Source organism: Microbacterium sp. NPDC091676 (assembly GCF_044756645.1).
Lineage (GTDB): Bacteria > Actinomycetota > Actinomycetes > Actinomycetales > Microbacteriaceae > Microbacterium > Microbacterium paraoxydans_D.
Map to the genome: position 1 here is coordinate 480,649 of NZ_JBIVTI010000002.1, position 22,657 is coordinate 503,305.

The 22,657-nt window shown below is 65.9% G+C and carries 30 protein-coding genes; 14 read left to right on the plus strand and 16 right to left on the minus strand.

Annotation, left to right across the window (positions count from 1 at the left end; translation table 11 throughout):
• Positions 1-86: 86 nt before the first annotated feature.
• From tuf to ACIQID_RS15570, 13 genes are all read right to left on the minus strand, one after another.
• Entirely contained in the window at positions 87-1,280 is a 1,194-nt protein-coding gene (gene tuf, locus ACIQID_RS15510) for an elongation factor Tu (protein WP_062632876.1), read from the minus strand.
• A gap of 167 nt (positions 1,281-1,447) precedes the next feature.
• On the minus strand, positions 1,448-3,562 hold the full coding sequence (fusA, locus tag ACIQID_RS15515) for an elongation factor G (protein WP_025102411.1): 2,115 nt from the start codon (positions 3,560-3,562) through the stop codon (positions 1,448-1,450).
• A gap of 96 nt (positions 3,563-3,658) precedes the next feature.
• Positions 3,659-4,129, minus strand: coding sequence for a 30S ribosomal protein S7 (gene rpsG, locus ACIQID_RS15520; protein WP_017201608.1), 471 nt, complete (start codon positions 4,127-4,129; stop codon positions 3,659-3,661).
• A gap of 5 nt (positions 4,130-4,134) precedes the next feature.
• Positions 4,135-4,503 (minus strand): 30S ribosomal protein S12, encoded by a 369-nt coding sequence (gene rpsL / locus ACIQID_RS15525; RefSeq protein ID WP_018187369.1) that lies wholly within the window; start codon positions 4,501-4,503, stop codon positions 4,135-4,137.
• 227 nt (positions 4,504-4,730) lie between these two features.
• Positions 4,731-5,378 (minus strand): hypothetical protein, encoded by a 648-nt coding sequence (locus tag ACIQID_RS15530; protein ID WP_062765222.1) that lies wholly within the window; start codon positions 5,376-5,378, stop codon positions 4,731-4,733.
• Between the two features lie 49 nt (positions 5,379-5,427).
• Complete coding sequence (locus ACIQID_RS15535) at positions 5,428-5,856, minus strand: hypothetical protein (protein WP_292797461.1); 429 nt, start codon at positions 5,854-5,856, stop codon at positions 5,428-5,430.
• A gap of 71 nt (positions 5,857-5,927) precedes the next feature.
• On the minus strand, positions 5,928-7,028 hold the full coding sequence (locus ACIQID_RS15540; protein ID WP_400286736.1) for an ABC transporter: 1,101 nt from the start codon (positions 7,026-7,028) through the stop codon (positions 5,928-5,930).
• A gap of 112 nt (positions 7,029-7,140) precedes the next feature.
• Complete coding sequence (locus ACIQID_RS15545) at positions 7,141-7,293, minus strand: hypothetical protein (RefSeq protein ID WP_164498161.1); 153 nt, start codon at positions 7,291-7,293, stop codon at positions 7,141-7,143.
• A gap of 64 nt (positions 7,294-7,357) precedes the next feature.
• On the minus strand, positions 7,358-8,008 hold the full coding sequence (locus ACIQID_RS15550; protein ID WP_400286740.1) for an HAAS signaling domain-containing protein: 651 nt from the start codon (positions 8,006-8,008) through the stop codon (positions 7,358-7,360).
• A 2-nt stretch (positions 8,009-8,010) separates the two neighbouring features.
• Positions 8,011-8,337 carry a PadR family transcriptional regulator gene (locus ACIQID_RS15555; protein WP_168429038.1) on the minus strand — a complete coding sequence of 109 codons (327 nt, stop codon included), beginning with the start codon at positions 8,335-8,337 and terminating at the stop codon, positions 8,011-8,013.
• Positions 8,338-8,386: 49 nt separating this feature from the next.
• Complete coding sequence (locus ACIQID_RS15560) at positions 8,387-9,295, minus strand: sugar ABC transporter permease (RefSeq protein WP_062765238.1); 909 nt, start codon at positions 9,293-9,295, stop codon at positions 8,387-8,389.
• Between the two features lies 1 nt (position 9,296).
• Positions 9,297-10,901 (minus strand): maltose ABC transporter permease MalF, encoded by a 1,605-nt coding sequence (gene malF / locus ACIQID_RS15565; protein WP_292794192.1) that lies wholly within the window; start codon positions 10,899-10,901, stop codon positions 9,297-9,299.
• A gap of 72 nt (positions 10,902-10,973) precedes the next feature.
• Positions 10,974-12,185 carry a maltose ABC transporter substrate-binding protein gene (locus ACIQID_RS15570; protein WP_062765244.1) on the minus strand — a complete coding sequence of 404 codons (1,212 nt, stop codon included), beginning with the start codon at positions 12,183-12,185 and terminating at the stop codon, positions 10,974-10,976.
• A gap of 233 nt (positions 12,186-12,418) precedes the next feature.
• Between ACIQID_RS15570 and ACIQID_RS15575 the strand changes: the two genes are divergently transcribed.
• Both ACIQID_RS15575 and ACIQID_RS15580 read left to right on the plus strand, forming a co-directional pair.
• Positions 12,419-12,838 carry a hypothetical protein gene (locus ACIQID_RS15575; RefSeq protein ID WP_400286747.1) on the plus strand — a complete coding sequence of 140 codons (420 nt, stop codon included), beginning with the start codon at positions 12,419-12,421 and terminating at the stop codon, positions 12,836-12,838.
• Positions 12,839-13,034: 196 nt separating this feature from the next.
• Positions 13,035-13,523: a YajQ family cyclic di-GMP-binding protein gene (locus ACIQID_RS15580; protein WP_025102421.1), complete on the plus strand. Its 489-nt coding sequence runs from the start codon at positions 13,035-13,037 to the stop codon at positions 13,521-13,523.
• Positions 13,524-13,546: 23 nt separating this feature from the next.
• On the opposite strand, the gene ACIQID_RS15585 is transcribed toward ACIQID_RS15580, so the two are convergent.
• A complete protein-coding gene (locus ACIQID_RS15585) occupies positions 13,547-14,635 on the minus strand; it encodes a tyrosine-type recombinase/integrase (protein ID WP_400286751.1) in 1,089 nt (362 codons plus the stop codon).
• Positions 14,610-15,092, minus strand: a complete 483-nt coding sequence (locus ACIQID_RS15590; protein WP_315637778.1) for a helix-turn-helix transcriptional regulator — start codon at positions 15,090-15,092, stop codon at positions 14,610-14,612. The genes ACIQID_RS15585 and ACIQID_RS15590 overlap by 26 nt, the downstream gene beginning before the upstream one ends.
• 96 nt (positions 15,093-15,188) lie before the next feature.
• Here ACIQID_RS15590 and ACIQID_RS15595 point away from each other — a divergent pair, with 96 nt between their 5' ends.
• From ACIQID_RS15595 to ACIQID_RS15635, 9 genes are all read left to right on the plus strand, one after another.
• The gene (locus ACIQID_RS15595) at positions 15,189-15,386 is read left to right on the plus strand and encodes a helix-turn-helix domain-containing protein (protein ID WP_315637777.1); all 198 of its coding nucleotides are present in this window, start codon (positions 15,189-15,191) and stop codon (positions 15,384-15,386) included.
• Positions 15,383-15,727, plus strand: a complete 345-nt coding sequence (locus ACIQID_RS15600; protein WP_371512434.1) for a hypothetical protein — start codon at positions 15,383-15,385, stop codon at positions 15,725-15,727. The genes ACIQID_RS15595 and ACIQID_RS15600 overlap by 4 nt, the downstream gene beginning before the upstream one ends.
• A complete protein-coding gene (locus tag ACIQID_RS15605; RefSeq protein ID WP_400286756.1) occupies positions 15,724-16,215 on the plus strand; it encodes a hypothetical protein in 492 nt (163 codons plus the stop codon). Before ACIQID_RS15600 ends, ACIQID_RS15605 begins: the two co-directional genes overlap by 4 nt.
• Complete coding sequence (locus tag ACIQID_RS15610; RefSeq protein ID WP_400286759.1) at positions 16,215-16,538, plus strand: hypothetical protein; 324 nt, start codon at positions 16,215-16,217, stop codon at positions 16,536-16,538. The genes ACIQID_RS15605 and ACIQID_RS15610 overlap by 1 nt, the downstream gene beginning before the upstream one ends.
• Positions 16,535-16,954: a hypothetical protein gene (locus tag ACIQID_RS15615; protein ID WP_400286762.1), complete on the plus strand. Its 420-nt coding sequence runs from the start codon at positions 16,535-16,537 to the stop codon at positions 16,952-16,954. Before ACIQID_RS15610 ends, ACIQID_RS15615 begins: the two co-directional genes overlap by 4 nt.
• A gap of 202 nt (positions 16,955-17,156) precedes the next feature.
• The gene (locus ACIQID_RS15620) at positions 17,157-17,948 is read left to right on the plus strand and encodes a helix-turn-helix domain-containing protein (protein ID WP_400286765.1); all 792 of its coding nucleotides are present in this window, start codon (positions 17,157-17,159) and stop codon (positions 17,946-17,948) included.
• 214 nt (positions 17,949-18,162) lie between these two features.
• Positions 18,163-18,300, plus strand: coding sequence for a hypothetical protein (locus ACIQID_RS15625; protein WP_400286768.1), 138 nt, complete (start codon positions 18,163-18,165; stop codon positions 18,298-18,300).
• Entirely contained in the window at positions 18,297-18,515 is a 219-nt protein-coding gene (locus ACIQID_RS15630) for a hypothetical protein (RefSeq protein ID WP_400286771.1), read from the plus strand. Before ACIQID_RS15625 ends, ACIQID_RS15630 begins: the two co-directional genes overlap by 4 nt.
• Positions 18,516-18,524: 9 nt before the next feature.
• Entirely contained in the window at positions 18,525-19,103 is a 579-nt protein-coding gene (locus tag ACIQID_RS15635; protein WP_400286774.1) for a hypothetical protein, read from the plus strand.
• Positions 19,104-19,152: 49 nt separating this feature from the next.
• Here ACIQID_RS15635 and ACIQID_RS15640 read toward each other — a convergent pair whose 3' ends face one another.
• Entirely contained in the window at positions 19,153-19,374 is a 222-nt protein-coding gene (locus ACIQID_RS15640; protein ID WP_400286777.1) for a hypothetical protein, read from the minus strand.
• Positions 19,375-19,932: 558 nt separating this feature from the next.
• Between ACIQID_RS15640 and ACIQID_RS15645 the strand changes: the two genes are divergently transcribed.
• From ACIQID_RS15645 to ACIQID_RS15655, 3 genes are all read left to right on the plus strand, one after another.
• Entirely contained in the window at positions 19,933-20,094 is a 162-nt protein-coding gene (locus ACIQID_RS15645) for a hypothetical protein (protein WP_288873033.1), read from the plus strand.
• Positions 20,087-20,320: a hypothetical protein gene (locus tag ACIQID_RS15650; protein ID WP_144881133.1), complete on the plus strand. Its 234-nt coding sequence runs from the start codon at positions 20,087-20,089 to the stop codon at positions 20,318-20,320. Before ACIQID_RS15645 ends, ACIQID_RS15650 begins: the two co-directional genes overlap by 8 nt.
• Positions 20,321-20,436: 116 nt before the next feature.
• Positions 20,437-22,653: a tape measure protein gene (locus ACIQID_RS15655; RefSeq protein WP_400286781.1), complete on the plus strand. Its 2,217-nt coding sequence runs from the start codon at positions 20,437-20,439 to the stop codon at positions 22,651-22,653.
• Positions 22,654-22,657 lie beyond the last annotated feature (4 nt).

Sequence of the window (22,657 nt, forward strand, 5' to 3'; positions counted from 1 at the left end):
GGGGATCGGCGCGCGTCATCACGCCGTCCACCGACGACAAAGGGGCCGAGCCCGAAGGCTCGACCCCTTTGCGAGGAAGCAGATGCTTACTTGATGATCTTCGTCACCGTACCGGCGCCGACCGTACGACCACCCTCACGGATGGCGAAGCCGAGGCCCTCCTCCATGGCGATCGGCTGGATCAGCTCGACCGTCATGTCGGTGGTGTCGCCGGGCATGACCATCTCGGTGCCCTCGGGCAGCGTGATGACGCCGGTGACGTCCGTGGTGCGGAAGTAGAACTGCGGACGGTAGTTCGTGTAGAAGGGGTTGTGGCGGCCACCCTCGTCCTTGGACAGGATGTAGGCCGTGCCCTCGAAGTCGGTGTGCGGCGTGACCGAACCCGGCTTCACGATGACCTGGCCGCGCTCCACGTCCTCGCGCTTGGTGCCGCGGAGGAGCAGACCACAGTTCTCGCCGGCCCAGGCCTCGTCGAGCTGCTTGTGGAACATCTCGATACCGGTGACGGTCGTCTTCTGCGTCGGGCGCAGACCCACGATCTCGACCTCGGAGTTGATGGCCAGGGTGCCACGCTCGGCGCGACCCGTGACGACGGTGCCACGACCGGTGATCGTGAAGACGTCCTCGACGGGCATGAGGAACGGCTTGTCACGGTCACGCTCCGGGTCCGGAACGCTGTCGTCGACAGCCTGCATGAGCTCGAGGATCGCGTCGACCCACTTCTCGTCGCCCTCGAGGGCCTTGAGAGCGGAGACACGAACGACGGGAGCGTTGTCGCCGTCGAAGCCCTGGCTCGAGAGCAGCTCGCGGACCTCGAGCTCGACGAGCTCCAGGATCTCCTCGTCGTCGACCGCGTCGGACTTGTTCAGCGCGACGAGCAGGTAGGGAACGCCGACCTGCTTGGCGAGCAGCACGTGCTCGCGCGTCTGCGCCATCGGGCCGTCGGTGGCCGCGACGACGAGGATCGCGCCGTCCATCTGCGCCGCACCCGTGATCATGTTCTTGACGTAGTCGGCGTGGCCGGGGGCGTCAACGTGGGCGTAGTGGCGCTTCGGGGTCTCGTACTCGATGTGCGAGATGTTGATCGTGATACCGCGCTGGCGCTCTTCCGGCGCCGAGTCGATGGAAGCGAAGTCGCGCTGCACGTTCGTGTCGGACGGGTACTTGTCAGCAAGCACCTTCGAGATCGCTGCGGAGAGCGTGGTCTTGCCGTGGTCGACGTGACCGATCGTTCCGATGTTGACGTGCGGCTTGGTCCGCTCGAACTTGGCCTTAGCCACTGGGTCCTCCTCAGGACGTCGTTGTAGAGGTGCCGGGCACTGGTTTGCGACCGGTTCTCTACGGGTTAGGTTCTCAGTTTAGTAGAGAGGGAATGTGAAGTTGTAGGTGACCTGGGAACCCCGGGTGCGTCGACAGGCTCAGCGACCCAGGGCTCCCAGAAGAGCGATTACTCGCCCTTGGCCTTCTGGACGATCTCGTCGGCCACCGCGCGCGGGACCTCGGCGTAGCTGTCGAACTCCATGGAGTAGACGGCACGGCCCGAGGTCTTCGAGCGCAGGTCGCCGATGTAGCCGAACATCTCGGACAGCGGCACCGCGGCGCGCACGACCTTGACGCCGGCGGCGTCCTCCATCGACTGGATCTGGCCACGACGCGAGTTCAGGTCGCCGATGACGTCGCCCATGTACTCCTCCGGAGTACGGACCTCGACGGCCATCAGCGGCTCGAGCAGCACGGGGTTGGCGCGGCGAGCGGCCTCCTTGAAGCCCATGGAGCCCGCGATCTTGAACGCCATCTCCGAGGAGTCGACGTCGTGCGCCGCACCGTCGACGATGGTCGCCTTGACGCCCACCATCGGGTAGCCCGCGAGGACACCGACGTTCATGGCGTCCTGGAAACCGGCGTCGATCGAGCCGATGTACTCGCGCGGGATGCGGCCACCGGTGACCGCGTTCACGAACTCGTACGTCTTCTCGCCGTCGAGCTCGAGGGGCTCGATGTTGAACTGGATCTTGGCGAACTGGCCCGATCCACCGGTCTGCTTCTTGTGCGTGTAGTCGTGCTTCTCGACGGCCTTGCGGATCGTCTCGCGGTACGCGACCTGCGGCTTGCCGACGTTCGCCTCGACGCGGAACTCGCGCTTCATGCGGTCCACGAGGATGTCGAGGTGCAGCTCGCCCATGCCCTTGATGGTCGTCTGACCGGTCTCCGGGTTGAGCTCCGTGCGGAAGGTCGGGTCCTCCTCAGCGAGCTTCTGGATCGCGAGACCCAGCTTCTCCTGGTCGGCCTTGGTCTTCGGCTCGATCGCGACCTCGATCACCGGCTCCGGGAACGTCATCGACTCGAGGACGACCGGCTGCGCGATGTCGGCGAGGGTGTCACCGGTGGTGGTGTCCTTCAGGCCGATGACGGCGTAGATGTTGCCCGCGGTCAGCTTGTCGACCGGGTTCTCCTTGTTGGCGTGCATCTGGAAGATCTTCCCGATGCGCTCCTTCTTGCCCTTGGTCGAGTTGATGACCTGGGCGCCCGACTCGAGCTCGCCCGAGTAGACGCGCACGTACGTCAGACGACCGAAGAACGGGTGCACGGCGACCTTGAAGGCCAGGGCCGCGAACGGGTCCTTCGCGTCGGGGTGACGCTCGATGATCTTCTCCTCGTCCTTCGGGTCGTGCGCCTCGATGGCGGGCACGTCCAGCGGGGACGGGAGGTAGTCGACGACGGCGTCCAGCATGGGCTGCACACCGCGGTTCTTGAAGGCGGAGCCGCAGAGGACCGGGTAGATCTCGCTGGCGACGACCATCTTGCGGATGGCGCCCTTGATCTCCGCGACGGTGAGCTCCTCGCCGCCGAAGAACTTCTCGAGAAGCTCCTCGTCGGTCTCGGCGACCGTCTCCAGCAGCTGCTGGCGGTAGTCCTCGGCCTTGTCCTTGAGGTCGGCCGGGATCTCCTGCACCTCGTAGGAGGCGCCCATGGTCACGTCACCCTTGGCGTCGCCGGGCCACACCAGTGCGCGCATCTCGACGAGGTCGATGACGCCGACGAAGTCGTTCTCGGCACCGATCGGGAGCTGCAGCACCAGCGGCTTGGCGCCGAGGCGGTTGATGATCGTGTCGACCGTGAAGTAGAAGTCCGCGCCGAGCTTGTCCATCTTGTTGACGAAGCAGATGCGGGGGACGTTGTACTTGTCGGCCTGACGCCACACGGTCTCGGACTGGGGCTCGACGCCCTCCTTGCCGTCGAACACGGCGACCGCACCGTCGAGGACGCGGAGCGAGCGCTCCACCTCGACCGTGAAGTCCACGTGACCGGGGGTGTCGATGATGTTGATCTGGTTCTTGTTCCAGAAGCAGGTCACGGCGGCAGACGTGATCGTGATGCCGCGCTCCTTCTCCTGCTCCATCCAGTCGGTGGTCGACGCACCGTCGTGCGTCTCGCCGAGCTTGTGGTTGACGCCCGTGTAGAACAGGATGCGCTCGGTCGTCGTGGTCTTGCCGGCATCGATGTGCGCCATGATGCCGATGTTGCGGACCTTGCTCAGGTCCGTGAGCACGTCTTGTGCCACAGGAGTGTCCTTATCTATTGGAGCAGCAGGTGTACTGCGAAGAGGGGGTGCGACGGGCCCAGGGACGCGGAAGGGACCCTGAGCCCGTCGAAGGGGTTACCAGCGGTAGTGAGCGAACGCGCGGTTCGACTCGGCCATCTTGTGGGTGTCCTCGCGGCGCTTGACCGCGGCACCGAGGCCGTTCGACGCGTCCAGGATCTCGTTCTGGAGACGCTCGGTCATCGTCTTCTCACGACGACCCTTGGCGTAGCTCACGAGCCAGCGCAGCGCGAGGGTGTTCGCGCGGTGCGGCTTGACCTCGACCGGAACCTGGTAGGTCGAGCCACCGACGCGGCGGCTGCGGACCTCGAGCGTGGGGCGCACGTTGTCGAGCGCCTTCTTCAGGGTGGCGACGGCGTCCTGGCCGTTCTTCGCCTCGACACCGCGGAGGGCGCCGTAGACGATCGATTCGGCCAGCGACTTCTTGCCGTCGACGAGGATCTTGTTCACCAGCGAGGTGACGATCGGAGCGCCGTAGACCGGGTCGTTGACGACGGGGCGCTTGGGGGCGGGACCCTTACGAGGCATCTAACTCAACCCTTCTTCGCGCCGTAGCGGGAACGAGCCTGCTTACGGTTCTTGACGGCCTGGGTGTCCAGAGCGCCACGGACGATCTTGTAACGCACACCGGGGAGGTCCTTCACACGACCGCCGCGGACGAGCACCAGGGAGTGCTCCTGCAGGTTGTGGCCCTCACCGGGGATGTACGCGGTGACCTCGGTCCCGTTGCGGAGCTTCACACGAGCGACCTTGCGCATCGCCGAGTTCGGCTTCTTCGGGGTGGTGGTGTAGACGCGGGTGCAGACCCCGGCCTGCTGCGGGTTCGCCTTGAGCGCGGGCGCCTTGGTCTTGGTGACCTTGGGCGAGCGGCCCTTGCGAACCAACTGCTGAATGGTTGGCACGTTCTCTCCTCATAGTGCTGCACGGTGACAGCGTGATGGGTTTCACATCATGACCCACCGGCACGCCGGAACCGACGAGCTTTTGGTGTGGTGGGTATGCCGTGGGGGCGGACCGGCGAGGTGCCGACGCCCAGCGCGCACGTCAGGACGTGCACACACCTGATCAAGTGTAATGCCGCGTAACCTGACGGTCAAATGACGGTCGCCCTCGCGCGGACCGCGCGGAGTCAGGGGATGTCGGGGTCGAACGGGGAGTCCAGCGACTCCGTCAGCTCGGCGAGGAGCGCCTCGATCTGCGGCTCGACATGTCGGGACACCGCCGCCTGGATCGTGATCCGGTGCCGGAGCAGGATCCCGCAGATCTCGCGTCCGACGAGGTTCGCGTACTCGTCCGCGAGGGCGACCTCCTGTCGCAGCGCCGTCTTGGCCTCGTCGGAGAGCGGCGGCAGCGGCGGCAGCTCTGCCGCGGAGTCGTCGGCGAGGCCGGCGATCGTGAAGAGGAACGGTGCACCGGGCACTGGCTCCGGGTCCAGCGGCATGCCCTCGAACTCGGGGTCGAGGTCTTCGGTCGGTCGGTAGCTGCGGGCCCTGTTGCGCGCGGCCTGCTGGTCGAGCTCGCGCTGCAGCGTCGGGAGGTTCCGCGCGGTGTACTCGGCGACCGCGTGGTCGACGATCGTCTTGATGCGCGTCGACAGGCCGTGCTGGACGCCGTGCGGGGTGGTGCCGGCGATGCCCGCGGCGGCGAGGATGGGCGAGCCGAGACAGCGTCGGCAGGGCGCGGTCCGGCCGCGGTGCGTCGCCGGCTCCCAGCGCGGCACCCAGCGCAACCAGGCCTCGACGGCCTGGTCGACCTGCGTCTCCAATGAGCGCTCCACCCCACCAGCGTACGGCGCGTCGCCGCTCACGGCGCGGATTTACGGGGTGTCATTCCCCCTCGTCGCGCTCCCACGGCCACTGCGGCCTCGCCGACCTCGTGCGGCGCAGGGCGATCCCGCCCCAGGCGGCCACCGCCGCGGCGGCGAGGAGCACGAGACTCGCGCCGCCGCGGACGAGATCTCCGGCGACGGCGGTGGCCACGACCACATCGCTCGTCGCGACGACCACGGCGAACCAGACGGCGGCCAGGTGCACGAGTGCCGTGAGCAGCGCGATCACGGGAGCAGAGCCGAAGGAGGCGTGTCCCCGCCGCACCGTCGCCCACAGCGTGAGGGCGAACACGACGACGGCCGCGACCATGCCGGTCACCCCGGGGATCTGACCCAGGCCCGGAACGTCGATGATGTCGCGGTCGGTGGCGACGCTGAGGGCACCGAGACCGAAGACGGCAAGAGCGAAGAAGGCGATGGTGGCCATCACCGCCGCGAGGACAGCCGAAACCCCCGCGGACTCGGGCCCGCGGGGGTTCGGCGTGGTGGTGTTCGTGATTACCTCGACAGGGTCGGACCGGCCTCGAGGGTGCGCTCGTACTCGCGCTGCGCCTCCTCGTTCAGCTCGGTCTTGCGGGCGCCGCTACGGGCCACCCAGGCGCCGAACCAGATCGTGAGCTCGCGGGCGAAGACGAAGGCCGCGATGGCCAGCGGTGCCAGCAGCTGCTCCCCCGCGAGTTCGAGACCCTGCGACGCCGTGAGCTTCCAGAAGGGCGCCTCGAAGAGCTGCCCCAGGATGTGTCCGGCGTAGGCGATCAGCCCGACCACGATGCCGAACACGACCCACAGGCCCCAGCGTCCGCGGTTGATGATCGCTCCGAGGAGCCAGAAGCCGAGGAAGAACACGACCACCGGCGTCCAGAAGCCCCAGGTGAGCAGCGGGGCGACGAGCGCCTCGCCGATGTTCTCCCCGTTCACGTCGCCGGCGAGGGCGCCGAGGCCCAGGATGGTCGCGAGGTAGAGCAGCGCGAAGGCGACGGTGGCGAGCAGACCGATGGCGCCGGCGGTACCCCGGTTGCCCCGCTCGCGCGGCGGCTCCGGCGCCTGCACGAAGATCGGCTGCGGCTGCTGCGGCTGCTGCGGAGCGGCGGCGCCGTTCGTGAGCGGCTCGGACGGCACGATGCGGGTGTCGGTGTCGTCGGCGTGGGACGCGTAGGCGGCGCCCGCCATGGCCGACTCCTCGTGTCCGCGAGGGGCCGAGGTGTCGTACAGCGAGGTCTCCGGCGTCGCGTACAGCGAGGTCTCGGGGGTCGCGTCGCGGCGCTCGTCGCCGAAGCGGTCGGCGACGGGACGGTCATCCTCGGCACGGGTCGGAGCAGGTGCGGAGGCGGCGAAGGTGCCGGGGTGCTCCCGCTCGGCGGCCTCGAACGCGGCGAGATCGGGATCGACAGCAGGCTCCTGTCGCGGGGCGGCCTGGTCGGCGGGCGTCTCTGCGGACGCCGGGGTCACGTCCTCGGCGCGCGAGCGGTCGCCGTCGTCCGCGCCGCCGGGAGCATCTCCGCGGGCCGCCGCGGCGGCGTCGAGACCGGCGTTCGCGCTGCCGACGACGTCGTCGACGTCGTTCGACTTCTCGGGCTGACGAGCCTCGGGATCACTCATGGGATGCGCCTCTCATCGGGGATGTGCAGTGCGAGATTACCGCCGCCCGTCCCGGCGCTTCCGGAGGCGTGCCGTCGTGTCGCCATACGCGTGGTCCCGCGGTCTCCGCCGCTCAGGGAAAAGTGCTGCGGAGCGCGTCACCGGCGAACTGCGCGAGGATCGGGAGCATCGGCAGCGAGAGCCAGACGAGGGCGCCGACGATCCCGGCGCACACGATGCCGGCGAACCAGCTCATCCCGAGGTTGCGTCCACCCACCCGTGCCATGGTCTCACCGTAGGCCCGGGCCGCCGCGCGGGTCGTGAGCAACGCCGCGACGCGGCGGCCTCCGTCAGCGGAGGCCGCGGCCGCGCATCCGCCAGAGCAGCCAGAGCCCGGAGGCCGGGACCAGCAGGAAGCCCAGCAACAGGAGCAGGTGCCACTCCCCGAAGGACGGGACGAGCGGGTTCACCACCTCCGACACCGCGTCGCCGTCGGTCGAGCTCCCGGAGGCCGAGCCCGTCGAGAAGCCGGTCATGGTCGAGGCGATCAGGAAGGACAGCCCGGTGACCACGAAGGGCACGAGGATCGCGACGGCCTTCTCCCAGGTCCGCCACATCGCACTGAGGCTCACGAGCACCGCGCCCACGAACCAGCCGACGACCGGCACCACGATCCCGCCGAAGCTCAGGGTGAGCGCGGCCGCGATCGCGAATCCCCTCGTCGCTGTCGTCGGCGTGCGTGGTGCCGCCGGCGCCGGCGTGGGTGCGGGGAGCACGACGGGCAGCGCCGTCGGCACCTCGTCCTCCGCCTCGCGCGCGATCCCTCGCGGATCGCCCAGCCGATCGATCCGTTCCGCGACCGTCGCCGCGTCGAGCCCGTCGAGCTCCTCCGCGATCCCGCCGCGGATGTCCGAGGCGACGCCGTGCGGGAGCCCGCGCATCGCCTCGTCGAGCCGGGCCAGGTAGTCGTCGCGCAGCTCGGCTGCGGTCTTCTCGGTCATGGTCATCCTTCCCCCACCATGCCCGTGACGGCACGGGCGAACGGCGCCCACTGCGCCCGGAAGCGCGCGAGCTGATCGATACCGGCATCCGTGAGCCGGTAGTACTTGCGCGCCGGACCGCTCTCGGACGGCCGGTCGAACGTCGTCACCCAGCCGTTGTCGCGCAACCGCCCGAGCAGCGGGTAGAGCGTGCCGATGCTGGCGATCAGCCCGGCGCCGGTGAGTGCCTCCGACAGCTGCCAGCCGTACATGGGCTCACGCGAGAGCAAGCCGAGCACGCAGTACTCGACCACTCCTTTGCGCATCTGCGCCCCGACGTCCGCTGTCATGCCTCACAAGGTAGCATGTGACGCACGCTAGTACCCGCCGATGCGTCGATCAGCCCTTGGTCGCCCCCGCGGTCAGACCACCGACGATGTACTTCTGCAGGAAGAGGAAGAGCACCATCACCGGGATCGCCGCCATGACCGCGCCGGCCGAGAAGGCCGACCAGTCGGCGTAGCGAGGGTTCGCCACGAGCTTGGTCAGACCGACGACGAGGGTCTGCTGATCCACGTCGACGAGCATGACGCTGGCGATCACGTATTCGTTCACCGTGCCGATGAAGGAGAGCAGACCGACGACCGCGAGGATCGGGGCGACCAGACGCAGGATGATCGTGAAGAAGATCCGCGCGTGCCCGGCGCCGTCGATGCGGGCCGCCTCGTCGATCTCCTTCGGGATCGTGTTGAAGAAGCCGTACATCAGGTAGGTGTTCACGCCGAGCGCGCCGCCGAGATAGACGAGGATCAGGCCGGTGTGCGTGTTGAGGCCGATCGCCGGGAACCAGTCCCCCAGCGTCGACATCAGCAGGAAGATCGCGACGACCGCGAGGAGCTGCGGGAACATCTGCACCACGACGATGGTGACGAGCCCCACGCGGCGGCCCGCGAAGCGCATGCGGGAGAAGGCATATGCCGCACAGGCGCCGATGAAGACGGTGACCGCGCCCGTCACGACCGCGATGAGCAGCGTGTTCAGGAACCACGTCCCGTACGGATTCTGCGGGTCGCTGAGGATGCGCACGTAGCTGTCGATCCCGATGGCCGAGAAGAGCTGGTTCGACCCGGTGAGCGTGCCCTTCGGGTTGAGCGATGCCGACACGACGTACAGGAGCGGGAAGAGGGCGAAGGCGCTCACCACGATGGCGACGAGGTGACGCCACCCGGTGTCGGCGAACCAGGCGCCGAAGGAGCGACGCGGCGGAGCGGTGCGCGGGGCGGTGGCGGTGCTGGGGACGGTGCTCATGTCAGTTCAGCTCCTCGAGGGCCTTGGTCTTGCGGAAGCTGATGATCGAGATCGTCGCGACCACGACGAAGATCAGGATCGTGAAGGCGGAGGCGAGTCCGTAGTCGCGGGTCTGCCCGGTGAAGGCCACCTTGTAGACCATCGAGATGAGGATGTCGGTGTGGCCGACGGGGATCGACACGTCGCTGAAGCGCGGGCCGCCCTTGGTCAGCATGTAGATCAGGTTGAAGTTGTTGAAGTTGAACGCGAACGACGAGATCAGCAGCGGCGCCACGGTCACCAGCAGCAGCGGCAGCTTGATCCGGCGGAAGACCTGCCAGGGGTTCGCGCCGTCCATCACGGCGGCCTCGTTGACGTCCTCCGGGATGCCCTGCAGCGCCCCCATGCAGACGAGGAACATGTACGGGAAGCCGAGCCAGAGGTTCACCAGCAGCACGGACACCTTCGCCAGCACCGGGTCGGTGAGCCACGGGATGGCCGCGCCGCCGAACAGCACCTGGTTGATGAACCCGAAGCTCTCGTTCATCATCCCGGCCCAGACGAGCGCGGAGAGGAACGCGGGGAAGGCGTACGGGAGGATGAGGATGATCCGGTAGCCGTTGCGGAAGCGCATCCGCGTGTTGTTGAAGACGAGTGCGAGCAGCAGGCCGAGGAAGAAGGTCGTCGCGACGGACACCAGCGCGAACACGAAGGTCCAGACGGTGACGGAGATGAGCGGGCCGCGGATGGACTCGTCGGTCACCGCGCGGACGAAGTTGTCGAAGCCGACCGTGGTCTGCCAGCCGGGCAGCAGCTGCTCGCCGTCCTCCGCGGTGAACGCACCGTCGCCGGTGTCGCTGTAGACCGTGCCGGTCGCGGTGTCCGTGATCGTGTCGGCATCGGCGTCGTAGGTCAGCGTCGAGACGTAGAGATAGCCGTTCTGCCCGTCGGGCGCACGGAGGCTGCCGTCGTTGGGGTCGTCGCTGAAGGGGACGGAGAGCTGCTCCAGCTCCTCCGACAGGGTGAAGACGGTGGCGAGCGGAAGAGTCGTCCATCCGTCCACGGCGACGGCCTTGCCGCCTTCGAACTCCGCATCGACCTCGGCGAGAGGCTGCTCCGCCGTGCCGAGGAGCGCATCGCCGTCCTCGGGATCCGTGACGAGGAGGCCGTAGGTGCCGAACTGCTCGACCACCGTCACGGGGTACGTCGGAGAGTCCTCGACGCGCTCCTGCGCGGAGGCGAGCAGCGACGAGATCGCCTGCTCCTTGCTCCCGTTGTGACCGGTGCCGTAGTTCGTGAAGCCGATGTAGCCCGTGTAGAGCAGCGTGAAGACCTGGAACAGCACCAGGAAGATGATCCCGGGCGTGAGGTACTTCGCCGCGATGCGCTTGCGGGAGAAGTAGATGTAGTTGACGACGACCGTCACCGCGACGACGAGGCCGAGCACCAGCCACTCGCGCTGCACGAGCAGCACGAACACGGCGTAGACGGCGATCGCGTCCACGATCGCCAGCAACAGGATCTTGAGCAGCATCCACCCGATCGGTCGGGAGGCCGCCTCGGCGATCTTCGCCGCCTGGCGCTGCCGAGGCGTGGGGGGCGCTGTGCGCTCTTCGGTGTCTGTCATGTCGTCCTCGTCATGGTCCTGCCGGGGCGGGCTGGGCGGCCCGCCCCGGCAGGGTCGTCATCTTGTCGGCCGTTACTCGATCGCGGCGGTCACGTCGTCGACGAGCTTCTGCCACGTCGCCTGCGGGTCCTCGCCGTTGATGATGGCGGCCTCGGCCACGCCCCAGAACTGCCAGACCGCACCCATGGCGGGGATCGCCGGCATGGGGACCGCGTCGGCGCCGACGGACTGGAAGCCGGCGATGATCGGGTCGGACGCCGCGGTGTCTGCGGCAGCCGTGAGGGCCGGGAGGACGTTGCCGGCCTTGAACAGCTCCAGCTGCACGTCCTCCGTGCCGAGGTAGTTGACGAGGAAGTCGTTGGCCGCGACCTTGTTCTTCGACTCGGCGCTCACGAAGAAGCCCTTGACGCCGGCGAACGGCGAGGCCGTCTCCCCCGTCGGGCTCGGGATCGGGTCGATCTCGACGTTGATGCCCGCCTCGGTGGCCGCGCCCACGTTCCACGGGCCGGTCAGCCAGAAGGCGGCGGTGCCGTCGAGGAACTGCTGCTTGGCGATCTCACCGTCGATGTCGGTGTTCAGCGTGCCGGCCGCGCCCTGCGCACCCAGCCAGTCGGCGAAGGCGAAGCCGCCCTCGCTGCCGAGCTGCAGGTCGGTCGGGTCGTAGCTGCCGCTGTCGTCGGTGCCGAAGACCGGAGCGCCGAACGCGGTCTGGAACGGGTACAGGTGGTACGGGTTGCCCTCGGCGCCCTGCTCCACCACGAAGGTGCCTTTAGAGACCATGTCGTCGAAGCTCGTCGCGGGCTCGGGGACGAGGTCGGCGTTGCGCAGGACGGCGATGTTCTCGACCGCGTACGGGAGCATGTAGACGGTGCCCTCGTAGGTCGCCGCCTGGAGCGCGACGGGGAGGTAGTCCTCGGAGCTGTCACCGAGCTCGATCGGCGCGACGACGCCGTTCGTCGAGAGCTCGCCGAGCCAGTCGTGAGCGCCCATGACCACGTCGGGGCCCTTGCCGGTCGGGACCTGCTGGATGAAGTCGTCCTTCATGTCGTCAACGGACTTCCCCACCAGCTTGACCGTGACACCGGTCTTCTCCTGGTACGCGTCCGCCGCGCCCTGCAGCGCGTCGACCCGCTCGGCGTCGACCCAGACGGTCAGCGTGCCGCCGCTGTCTCCACCGGAGGAAGAGTCGTCGCCGCCGGAGCCGGTCGAGCAGCCGGCGAGCGTCAGAGCCGAAACGATGGCGATGGCGCCCGCGGCGACCATGCCCCTCTTGTTCACCTTCATTGGTGTGTGCCTCTCTCAGTGCTGAGCGCCTGCAAGACTGCAAGCGCTTACAGTATGCATCGTTTCGAAAGGCGATCACAATCCGCAACCGCGTTGATATCAACCCGTGATCGGCCCAGCGCGGGGCACGAGGCCTGAAAACGCTTCCATCTCGGCCGGAGTTCGAACCGTCCGAGGCGCTGCGGCAGAGTCAGCGGGTTCCGCGTACGGCTCATCTGCGAGAGCATCGCTGAATGGGGATCCACGTTCGGGCGACTCTCGCCTCCGTCGCCGTCCTGTCCGTGGTCGCGCTCAGCGGATGCACGGGGGTGGGAGCCACATACGCGGTGCTCGATCGGGAAGCCGGGGCGCGGGACGAGGTTCCGGCAGATCTTCCCGGCTACGCGTGGGACGACGTGGACCAGGCGACAGCCCGCTTCGTCGGCGAAGACGAAGGGACGTCCTTGTGGCTCGCTCGCGCTCGAGACGATACCTCCGCATGCCTCCTGGCCTACGCCGACGAGGAGAGCTGGGTGCTCGGGTGCGGCGGTGACGGCGCGCCCTTCTCGCTCGGAGGCGTCACGGGCACGTTCACCGTCGTCCCCGACGGTGCGCCCGCTCCGGAGGGGATGACTCGGGTCTCCGAGAACGTCTACACGGCGAGCAGCGGCTAGCGGGTGCTCGGCCCGGCCGGAGGTGGAAGCGTCAGCGCGCGGTGTCCCCGATACGACGATGGGGTGCATCGCGGATGACGCGGTGGATCCAGTCACGACGCGGCAAGGCGGCGATGGCGTCCTGTGATCCGAAGACGCGCGCCTCGGGGAGGCTCGCCCACGGGACTTTCCGCAGACCCCCGGATACAGTTGAGGCATGGCTGACAGTTCCTTTGACATCGTCTCGAAAGTGGATCGCCAGGAGGCCGAGAACGCCCTGAACCAGGCGCGCAAAGAGGTGGAGCAGCGCTACGACTTCAAGGGGACCGGCGCGTCGATCGCCTGGAGCGGCGAGCAGATCCTCATCACCGCGAACACCGAGGAGCGCGCGAACGCCGTCCTCGACGTGTTCCAGTCCAAGCTCATCAAGCGCGGCATCTCCCTGAAGAGCCTCGACTCGGGAGAGCCCTTCGCCAGCGGCAAGGAGTTCCGCATCCTGTCGAGCCTGAAGGACGGCATCTCCTCCGAGAACGCGAAGAAGATCGGCAAGATCATCCGCGACGAGGGCCCCAAGGGCGTGAAGAGCCAGATCCAGGGCGACGAGCTGCGCGTGCAGTCCAAGAGCCGCGACGACCTCCAGGCCGTGATCGCGCTCCTCAAGGGCAGCGACCTCGACATCGATCTGCAGTTCATCAACTACCGGTAGGGGTTGGCCCTGACCTGGGGTTATTAGTCGCGAGTCCGCAGGGAGTCCGCAATCCCCAGCACTTCCCCCATGAATGTGGCCGTCGCGGAACGCGTCTTGTCTTCCGCCGACGGCCACAGGTGGCTGTAGACATCGAGCGTGATCGACGGCTGAGAGTGCCCTAGCGCGCGTTGCACAGTCACCACGTCACAGCCTGACGCGATCAGGTTCGACGCGAAGGTGTGACGGAGTGCGTGCAGCGTGATCCCTTCGTCGAGGCCAAGAGCTTCACGGACCTTGCGCCACTCATGTCCAGCGTTGTTCCGGTTGTACAGGTGCCCGCGCGGGGTTCGGAACAGGAAGGCATCAGATGAGACGCGTGCTTCACGTGCCAGCATCTCGACGAGCTCCCGCGGCACGAACACTTCGCGCTCCGAACCCGCCTTCGGCGGTGCCACCTTGGTGGATGGAACAGATGTGCCCTGCACCTGCCGACGAACCGCGATCGTTCCCCGGTCGACGTCGATATCACCCGCCTGCAGACCCGCGGCCTCACCCAACCGCAAGCCCGCGAAAGCGCACACTGCAACGAACAGGCGGAACTCCCCCGCCGCCTCGAGTGCTGCCGCCACCTGATCTGAAGTCAGGATCTTGATAGCCATCTCGGCCTTTTGCTTCCGTGGCGTCTTAACTCGCAATGCAGGGTTGCGGGCGATCACCTGATTGTCGACCGCTGCCCGGAACGCCATCTGCACGTAGTTCAGTCGCGTGCGGATCGTCGAAGCGGCCAACCCCCGATCCCGCTCGACAGTCACCCAGCTCTGCACATCGGCCTGCTTGATATCGCGGATCGAGCGGCGACGCCACGGTACTGATTCCACCGCCGTGAGCGCCGCGCTATGGGTTCCCGGCGCCCACACCTGCATCGCCATCCACGACGACACCCATTCATCCCAGGAGACGCGGCCGGCAGCCGGATCCGCCCACTGCCCCGTCACCACTGCGGCCGTCTGCTCGTCTAGCCACCTCTGAGCCTCGCGCTTCGTCTTCCGATGCGCTGAGTGCTCCTTGCCATTCTGATCGCGGTAGCGCGCGCGCCAGACCCCGTTAGGCCTCTGCTTGATGCTCGACACGCCTAGTCCCATCTCCACCGTCTAGAAGGTCGTAGATGTCGCCCTCCAACTCCGCGATCCACTCCGCATATGGGGAGTCCGGCGGAATTCGGCCGTCCTCCCGCATTCGGCGAACACTGCTGAGGACCTCGTCCGCCGACTCGGCGCCAATCTTGAAACTCCTGTTGGCGGCAAGCAGTTGACCTCTCACATCTCGGAGCGCAGCGAGGGCTTCGGGCCCGCCATCGCCACCGCTGATCATCAGAGGCAAGGTCACATTGAAGACCCGGGCGAGAGCGAGGGCTTCGTTCAGACGGATCGGACGTTCAAGCTTCTCGGTTCGACTCACGGTCATCTGTGAGTAGCTTGGCCACCCGGCGGCGACCATTCGGCGCGCCAGCTCGCCCTGACTCCAACCGCGGTCTTCCCGCAGTCTCTGGACGGCTTGGGCGAAAGCGGCTTCTTCAGTGTGTTCCACGTATCGAGTCTCCCACACAAGTGTGGGGGTGTTGCAGAATCGTTGGAGGCTATGCAATACTGTTTGCACGCCACAATTTTGATGGAAGGAGAACGCATGACCCTCACCGCACTGCCGGAGCCTGAACTGCTCACGGTCGAGGAGGTCGCCGAACTGACCCGACGCACGCCCGCGTCGGTTCGATGGCTCATCCACACGAACCAGATCAAGTCCGGCAAGATCGCCGGTCGTCGACTTGTCCGCCGCTCGGACCTCAACGAGTTCATCGAAGCGGGGTTCACGGACGCAGGATGACCCAGACTGCCAAGCGGGCGAAGTTGGACCCGCGCGACGTTGACAGGCTCATCGTCTACGCGATGAACGAACTAGAACGTCACGGAATGTCATTCGTCAATGACAGCGGCTTGTTGGTGTGCATCGGCACCTCAACCGGCCAAATGGCTCGGCTCGCCCGAGACGCCTTACGGATCTTCGGTCCCGAGAAGGCGCGCCAAACCATCGACGAACACATAGCCAATCTGATCGAAGTAGAACGCGAGTCCTACCGATCCGGCATTAGCCGACCCAAAAAGAAAACCGCCGTCCTGCTGCAACAGGGCGACGGTCGAAGTCACATCGAAGGGAACCGAAAATGACTGGTAACACCAGTATCGCAGATGCGCGCGCCAACCGCACCTTGTTGGCAGCGGGGGTGGAGAGTACAGCGGCAACTCCGCCCCCAACCCGCCGCGATCCCGGCTGGGACGAGTACTCGGCAACCTACCTGCGGGCTCACCCCGAGGTGTCAGCCGCGGCGCCCTCGTGGACCGAGGAGCTCGAGTTCCTGGACATCGAAGACGAGGTGGAGGGAACTGTCTTCTCCTTCTCTCGGACCATCCGGGATGTCGAGCTCTACGGCGGGGGACGCCTCCACCCGGACGGCCGCGTCGAGCTCTACGACAACGGCGTGCCCAACATCTATATCCGTGCGGAACTTCGCGCCGACCAAGACCCGGACGTCGCGCGTTGGGCGATGGACGTGGCAGAAGACCTCGTGGCCGCTGCTTTGTTGTTGCGCGCAGAGCCGAAGTTGCTGCGGCGGCCCGCTCAGGTCGACGCCGAGTTGCAGAGGCTGGACATCTGATGGCCTGCCGGTTCGGCTGGTGCGACACGCCCGCCAACATCCATGCCGACGACGTCAGCCACCACACCCGCGATCTCGGTCACGGGATGCTGCTCACGGTTGACATGAACGGCATGCCGATCACGAACTGGATGCCCGACTGGCAGGGGTGGTGGATCAACAAGCCCGAGGAGATCGACACCGAATATGGCGAGGTCGCGACCCTGCTCCGCGATCTCCCGAAGCACTACCGAGAGTTCCGGGAGTCGCTCATCAATGACCCGGTGTTCGCCGACGAGGTCATAGCCATGAAGGCAAAGGATGCCAGGGAGACGGAGAAATGAGCGCGCTCGAAACCAAACTGAATCCGGGAGCAGTACGTGCCTGGGCGCGCGCGAACGGTATCCCCGTAAGCAAGACCGGCAAGATCGCACTCCACGTTCGGGAATGCTACGCCGAAGCGCACCCGCAGTACGTCGCAGAACCGGACACCGAGCTGCAAGCACGCGCTTCCCGTCCAGATCTGTTCGCCCTCGCTGACGACATGGTCGAAGCAGAGATGGTGCGCACCGGCCGTTTGAGCTTCGAGCCGCCGGCGGACGAACAGCGGCGTGAAGAGCCGCGGTCTCTGGCTGAGTGGCTCAGAATTCGGGACGACCTCGCGGACGCGATCGCACAGCATGTCGGCGGTTCTCCTTCCGTCCGAGAGGCAGCCGAAGCACTCCTTGTGCAGGGCTGGATGCGGAACGCTGCTGCCTGACGGACCGCCTCGTGCCCTGATCCGGTGCCCCTTATCCCCAGCGATGAGGGGCACCGTCCGTTTCAACTGAACACAGACCCTGGGGAAGGGGACCACATGACCACTCAGAAGAAGGAGAGCGCGTTCGAGAGACGCATGAAGGAGTTTCACAAAGCACGCGAGCGGAACGCAGCCAGCCGGCAGCGGGCAAAGGGAGGTGACGATGACCGATCTGTTCACGAAGCTCCCGCACTGGCTGATCAGGGAGAGTGACCTCGACGGCAACGAATTGCTGCTGTACATCGCGATGCTGAGCCGCGCGAACTCGAAGGGGATCTGCTTCCCGAGCGTCAGCCTGCTGGCCAAGGAAGCGCGGATGTCGGAGAGCACGGTTCGCCGTACCCGCAAGCGCTTGGTCGATAAAGGTCTCGTGACTGTGACGCGGCGGATGATCGGCGATTCACGGAACGACTCGAACCTCTATCAGGTCGCGTTGCCGAAGCGCCCACCGGTCAAGTTCGTCGAGGACGACCCTGTGGATAACTTGCCGCCCGAACCGCATGATGACGTTTCGAATGGCAGTCACAGTGACTGGGGTGGTTCCACGGTGACAGTACCCCCCTTTCAGGGTGACCGGTGGGGTGGTGTCACGGTGACTGGGGAAGAAGAACCACTACAAGAAGATCCATTGAAGAAGACTCTTAGCGTCGAAAACGACGCATTCGAGTTCAGCAACCTGGGGATAACAGAAGCTCAATGGTGGCTTCTCTCCGACCTCTACATTCACCTCACAGGCAAAACGCCAAGTGACCGCACTCAAGCCGAATGGCGCGTACTGAGCTCCGACGACGCTCGCGAGCTCATCGGCCGCTTCTACTCGAACGTTGGCAGGAACGACGACTACACCGGTCCCGAGTTCGGAACGCCCGCCTACGCGGAACTAACCGAGCGCGGCAAAAAGTGGGCCGATGGCGGGATGATCCCCGACAACGTCCTGACCGGAGAAGCCGCATGAACTGACCCGACGCGTCCGGACCGCAACTCAAAGAAGGGAGAACCCGATGGGCACATCAGCCCCAAAGCCACTCAACTTCCGAGCACTAAGCAACGCCTGGGACGACCCACTCGCATTCGCCCGCGAACTGAGCCGCTACTACTCACAACTCGAAGCCTCGGGACACAGACAGCCCACGCGCGACTGGACCACCGCGCTTCGAAAGGAGAAACCAATGAACACCAACGAGGACGACCCCACAACCGGGCTCAGAGACCCAGCCGGCCTCAACAAGACCGAACCAGAGCTCTACGAACCCGAGGGCATGAAGCGAGCCGCCGAAGGACTCTACGTCCCCCAGGACGACACATGACCCGCTTCTACTCCGCACCACACAGATACCAACAGAACATCAACGACGGCCACGAAGCAGCAGTCACGCCGGCCGTCCTCCGAAACCCGACCGGCGCAACAGAACCAGGGATCGCGATCATCGTCGGCCGGCTACCGAAACTCGTGATCCCTACATCAGACGCAATCCGCATCGCCACAGACATCGCGGATGCTGCAACCAATCAGAACAACTAAGGAGACACCATGGCCCTGACCAATCTGAACAACGAACTCAACAACCTCCGCGACACCGCCTCCAAGATCCGCAGCGACTTCGCCACAGAAGTCGACGCCCTCAACGCCAACGACAAGCTCTCGATGGCCGGCAAGCGCGCCGAACTGGACCGCCGCGAGCCCGAGTACCGCGCCAAGCTCACCGAGCTCAGCAGCCGTGAAACCGCCGCGCTCGAGAACACCCGTCAGAGCCTCCGCCGACAGATCACCGGAACCGCCATGGACGGGGACGTCATCGCCTTCCGTGACGCCCACGACCGAGCAGCAACACTCAAGACCGCACACGACGCCCGCGATGCTATGTCCCGCGCGCTCGACGTCGGAGACCGGGCTCTCGCGAAAGCCATCCTCGACACCGCCATCAGCAAGGGATGGGACGACGCCGTCACCTCCTATACGAGCGCGAACCCCGACATGGCCACCACCATCAGCGACCTGTACGACCTCCACAGGTGGACCGACAACGTGCAGAACGAACTACAGCGCGCCATGTCCTATCAGCTCCCCGAAGCACGCCTGCGACCGGTACATGAAGGGCCGATCGCCTAACGGGGCACAGGTCGGTGCTCAGGCCGGGGGTTACCGCGTCGGGTGCCCGTCAGCGAACTCGCGAACGCAGGTAGGCGACCTCGCTTTCGAGGTCGTCAACCACCTTGATCAGGGCCTCGATTGCATTGCCGGCGTGGGCCACCGCAACGGCGAGAAGCCGCTCAGGGTGAGGGTCGGTCCCGATGTTGCCCAATGTCTGAAGCGAAGAGCTGCTGCCGTTGATCGCCTGAGCGATCATGCGTGCCTGGTTCTTTGCGGTGGTGATGGTCATCATCGGTTCCTTTCCTTGGTTGCCGTTTGCAGGAGCGCATAGGCGGTTGGCCGAGAAGTTATCGCGAGGCACCGACAAACCAGTCATGGCGACGGGGCCACACCCCCTCCCGCCCCCACCCAAGGCCACCCCGAGAGGTTAGGGCCTTTTCACACACGGAGCGCGTCAGGGTTGCCGCTGGGTGGTTGCGTGTCGATGGTGGCGGCGCGAAAAGACCCCAGAGCGAGTGCTGCTGGGGTCTTTTCCGGTCAGGCGCTTAGATCGCGTCGTGCGCTAGGAAGCGTTACAGGGGGACGAGACCGGCGGGCCCCGTGTTACCGATAAAGCCCGGAATTGCAGCGTTCCTGTTCGGACGCGGCGCCCGAGCGGCCACCAGCGCCAGAAACGCTCCGCGGGCTCACCCCCCAGTTCGGGCGTTACCGAGGCCATACAAGGCCGCCCGGGGGCGTGTGGAAAAAAACGGCGGGGAGAGAACGGCCCTAACCTCTGGGAGGGCCGTGAAGGGGGCGGGAGGGACTCCCCGCCCCGCAAAGTCATTGATGAGAAGGAGTTGGAGCGATGAACCCTTGGGAAATCGTTAGTTGGATCGGCGCGATTGCAGTGTCAATTGTGATCATCGGCCTGCTGGTCGTGTTCGTGAAGGGTCTGGTGAAGCCGTCGTCGCCGGAGCATCCCGTTGATCGGATGGCGCGGCGGCTTGGGGGTGACTCGCGTGGATGATCTGGATTTGGCGCGGCGGGTGTCCGCGATGGTGATCCTGGCGGAGCCGTCTGAGCGGGAGTCGGTTCTGCAGAGGGAGATCCCCTTGGACCGGTTTGCTCGTGTGCTTGCGCTGTTGCCTGGGGTGATGGCGGCGACGGTCGATTCGATCGTTGCGCGGGATAAGCGGCACCGGCTGGCTGTCCACGGGGTCCTGCGTACGTTCTTGCAGGAAACGAAGCAGTAGCGGCGATTGAGCCGGACAGGGCGTCTCGACCTCATCGGTCGGGGCGCCCTTCGTAATTCAACAGGGGATGTCGCCTAACCCTCTGCATGGCCTTCGGGCTGTTTGGAGGTGCCGTAGTGGCACAAGAAATCGGTGTTGCCTATGTGAGCCTGCTGCCTTCTGGGACGGGTTTTTCGAAGGCGGTGGACAAGGAGGCACAGCAGTCGTTTTCGGCCGCTGAGAAGCGTTCTACGGGCTTCTTCGCGTCTTTGCGGAGCGGTGTGGGGAAGATCGTGGGCGGTGTGGGGTTGCTTGCCGGCACGGTCGGGGCGATCGCTATCGGTGGGGGCATCTCGCGTGCTCTGAACATTGAGGATGCGACGGCGAAGCTCAAGGGTCTGGGGCATGACACGAAGGCCGTTGAGGCGATCATGCAGGACGCTCTTGCTTCGGTGAAGGGCACGGCGTTTGGTTTGGATGCTGCGGCGACGACTGCGGCTTCTGCGGTTGCTGCGGGTATCAAGCCTGGTCAGGAGTTGGAGCGGTATCTGCGGTTGACGGCGGATGCGGCGACGATTGCTGGCACGTCGATGGGTGAGATGGGCGACATCATCAACCAGGTGACCTCTAAGGGTTACGCGGGGATGGAGAACCTGAATCGTCTGACGGAGCGGGGTATTCCGATCATGCAGTGGCTACAGAAGGAGTATGGGGTCACCGCGGACGAGCTTCAGAAGATGGTGTCTCGGGGTGAGATCGACGCGGCCACGTTCCGTAAGGCGATCGAGGACAACATCGGCGGCGCCGCTCTGGAGTCAGGCAACACGACGCGTGGGTCGCTCGCCAACCTCGGCGCCGCACTCAGTCGGCTCGGGGAGGCGTTCGCTGGCCCTGCTCTGGGGCTCGCTAGGGACTTCTTCGGTGAACTGACGACGATCGCGGATGGGATCACCGCTCGGGTGCAGCCGGTCGTGGAGAAGTTGCAGTGGACGCTGGATGGCATCGACTTCCAGTTCTCCGATTCGGTGTTGAACACTCTCGATCGGATGGTGTCGGGGTTCTCTGAGCTCAAGGGCACCTTCTCTGGAATGGAGGGGCTCACACCGGTCTTCACGGCGCTTGCCGGCGCGATGGCTCCGATGGTGGCCGCTCTACCGATCATCGGCCGGTTCCTTCCGGTGGTCTCTGGGCCCGTGGGCGCCGTGATCGGTTTGATCGCTGGCCTGGTGATCGAGTCCGACGCCTTGCAGTCTTCGCTTCTCGGGCTCGGTGAGACGTTCAAGCCTCTCGGCGCTGTGCTGCAAGAGTTGGGGACAACGGTCGGGCCAGTGGTGGCGGACTTGCTCGCGCGGCTCGGTGACCAACTCGCTGAGGTTGTGCCGCTGCTCGCCGACGTCCTGGTGGACGCGATCTCGCAACTGGCCCCGCCGCTGGTAGAGCTGCTGGTGGCGTTGCTTCCGCTCCTGCCTCCGTTGATCGAACTGGCCGTGGACATTTTGCCGATCCTCACGCAGGCGCTTCAGATGCTCATCCCGGTTCTTGTGCCGTTGATTCAGGGTCTTGCGGAGTTGACGGCGTTCGTGGTGAACCTGCTGCTGTTCCTGAACGGCAACAAAACTCTCGAGGACTGGGGAAGGCAGGTCGAGGGCACGCATGGGCCGATCATCGATGTCGCTCGCGGGATCAACGAGTGGTTGGCGCCGGCCCTTAACTTCCTCATGGGGTTGGTGTCGCAGGTGGCATCTACCTGGACTGCTGGCTGGTCGCGGGTCACGTCTTTCTTCAACTCGGCGGCGGCGAACATCGGCGGTACGGCTTCGCGGATTTGGGCGACGTTGACGTCGGTGTTCAGCAGTGGCGTGAGTCGCGTGGTGGCTATCTTCTCAGGGCTGCCACGCCACATTCAGAACCTGTTTGCGGGCGCTGGGTCGTGGCTGGTCAGTTCCGGCCGCGCACTTCTGCAGGGGTTTATAGACGGAATCCGTTCGATGATCGGGAGTGTCGGTGACGCGATTGGTGGCGTGCTGAGTTGGGCGCAGGGGTTCTTCCCCCATTCGCCCGCTCTCCGTGGCCCGTTCTCGGGCCAGGGCTGGGCTGCCGTGTTCGATGGCGGTCAGTCGTTGATGGAGCAGTTCGCTGTTGGTGCGGAGTCGTTCCGTCCGGAGTTCTCGTTCTCGAACCTTGTCGGTCTGACGGGGGCCGCGGCATCCTCTACGCCGCGCATGCCGGCTGAGCTTGTCATTCGTGACGTGAACGATCAGTTGGTTGGCCGTATGGGTATTGAGGCGGATTCGCGCATCAACAGCTACGACCGGTCCTCCCAGGCGTGGTCGCGTGGTGGTGTTCGGTCCTAGCCCC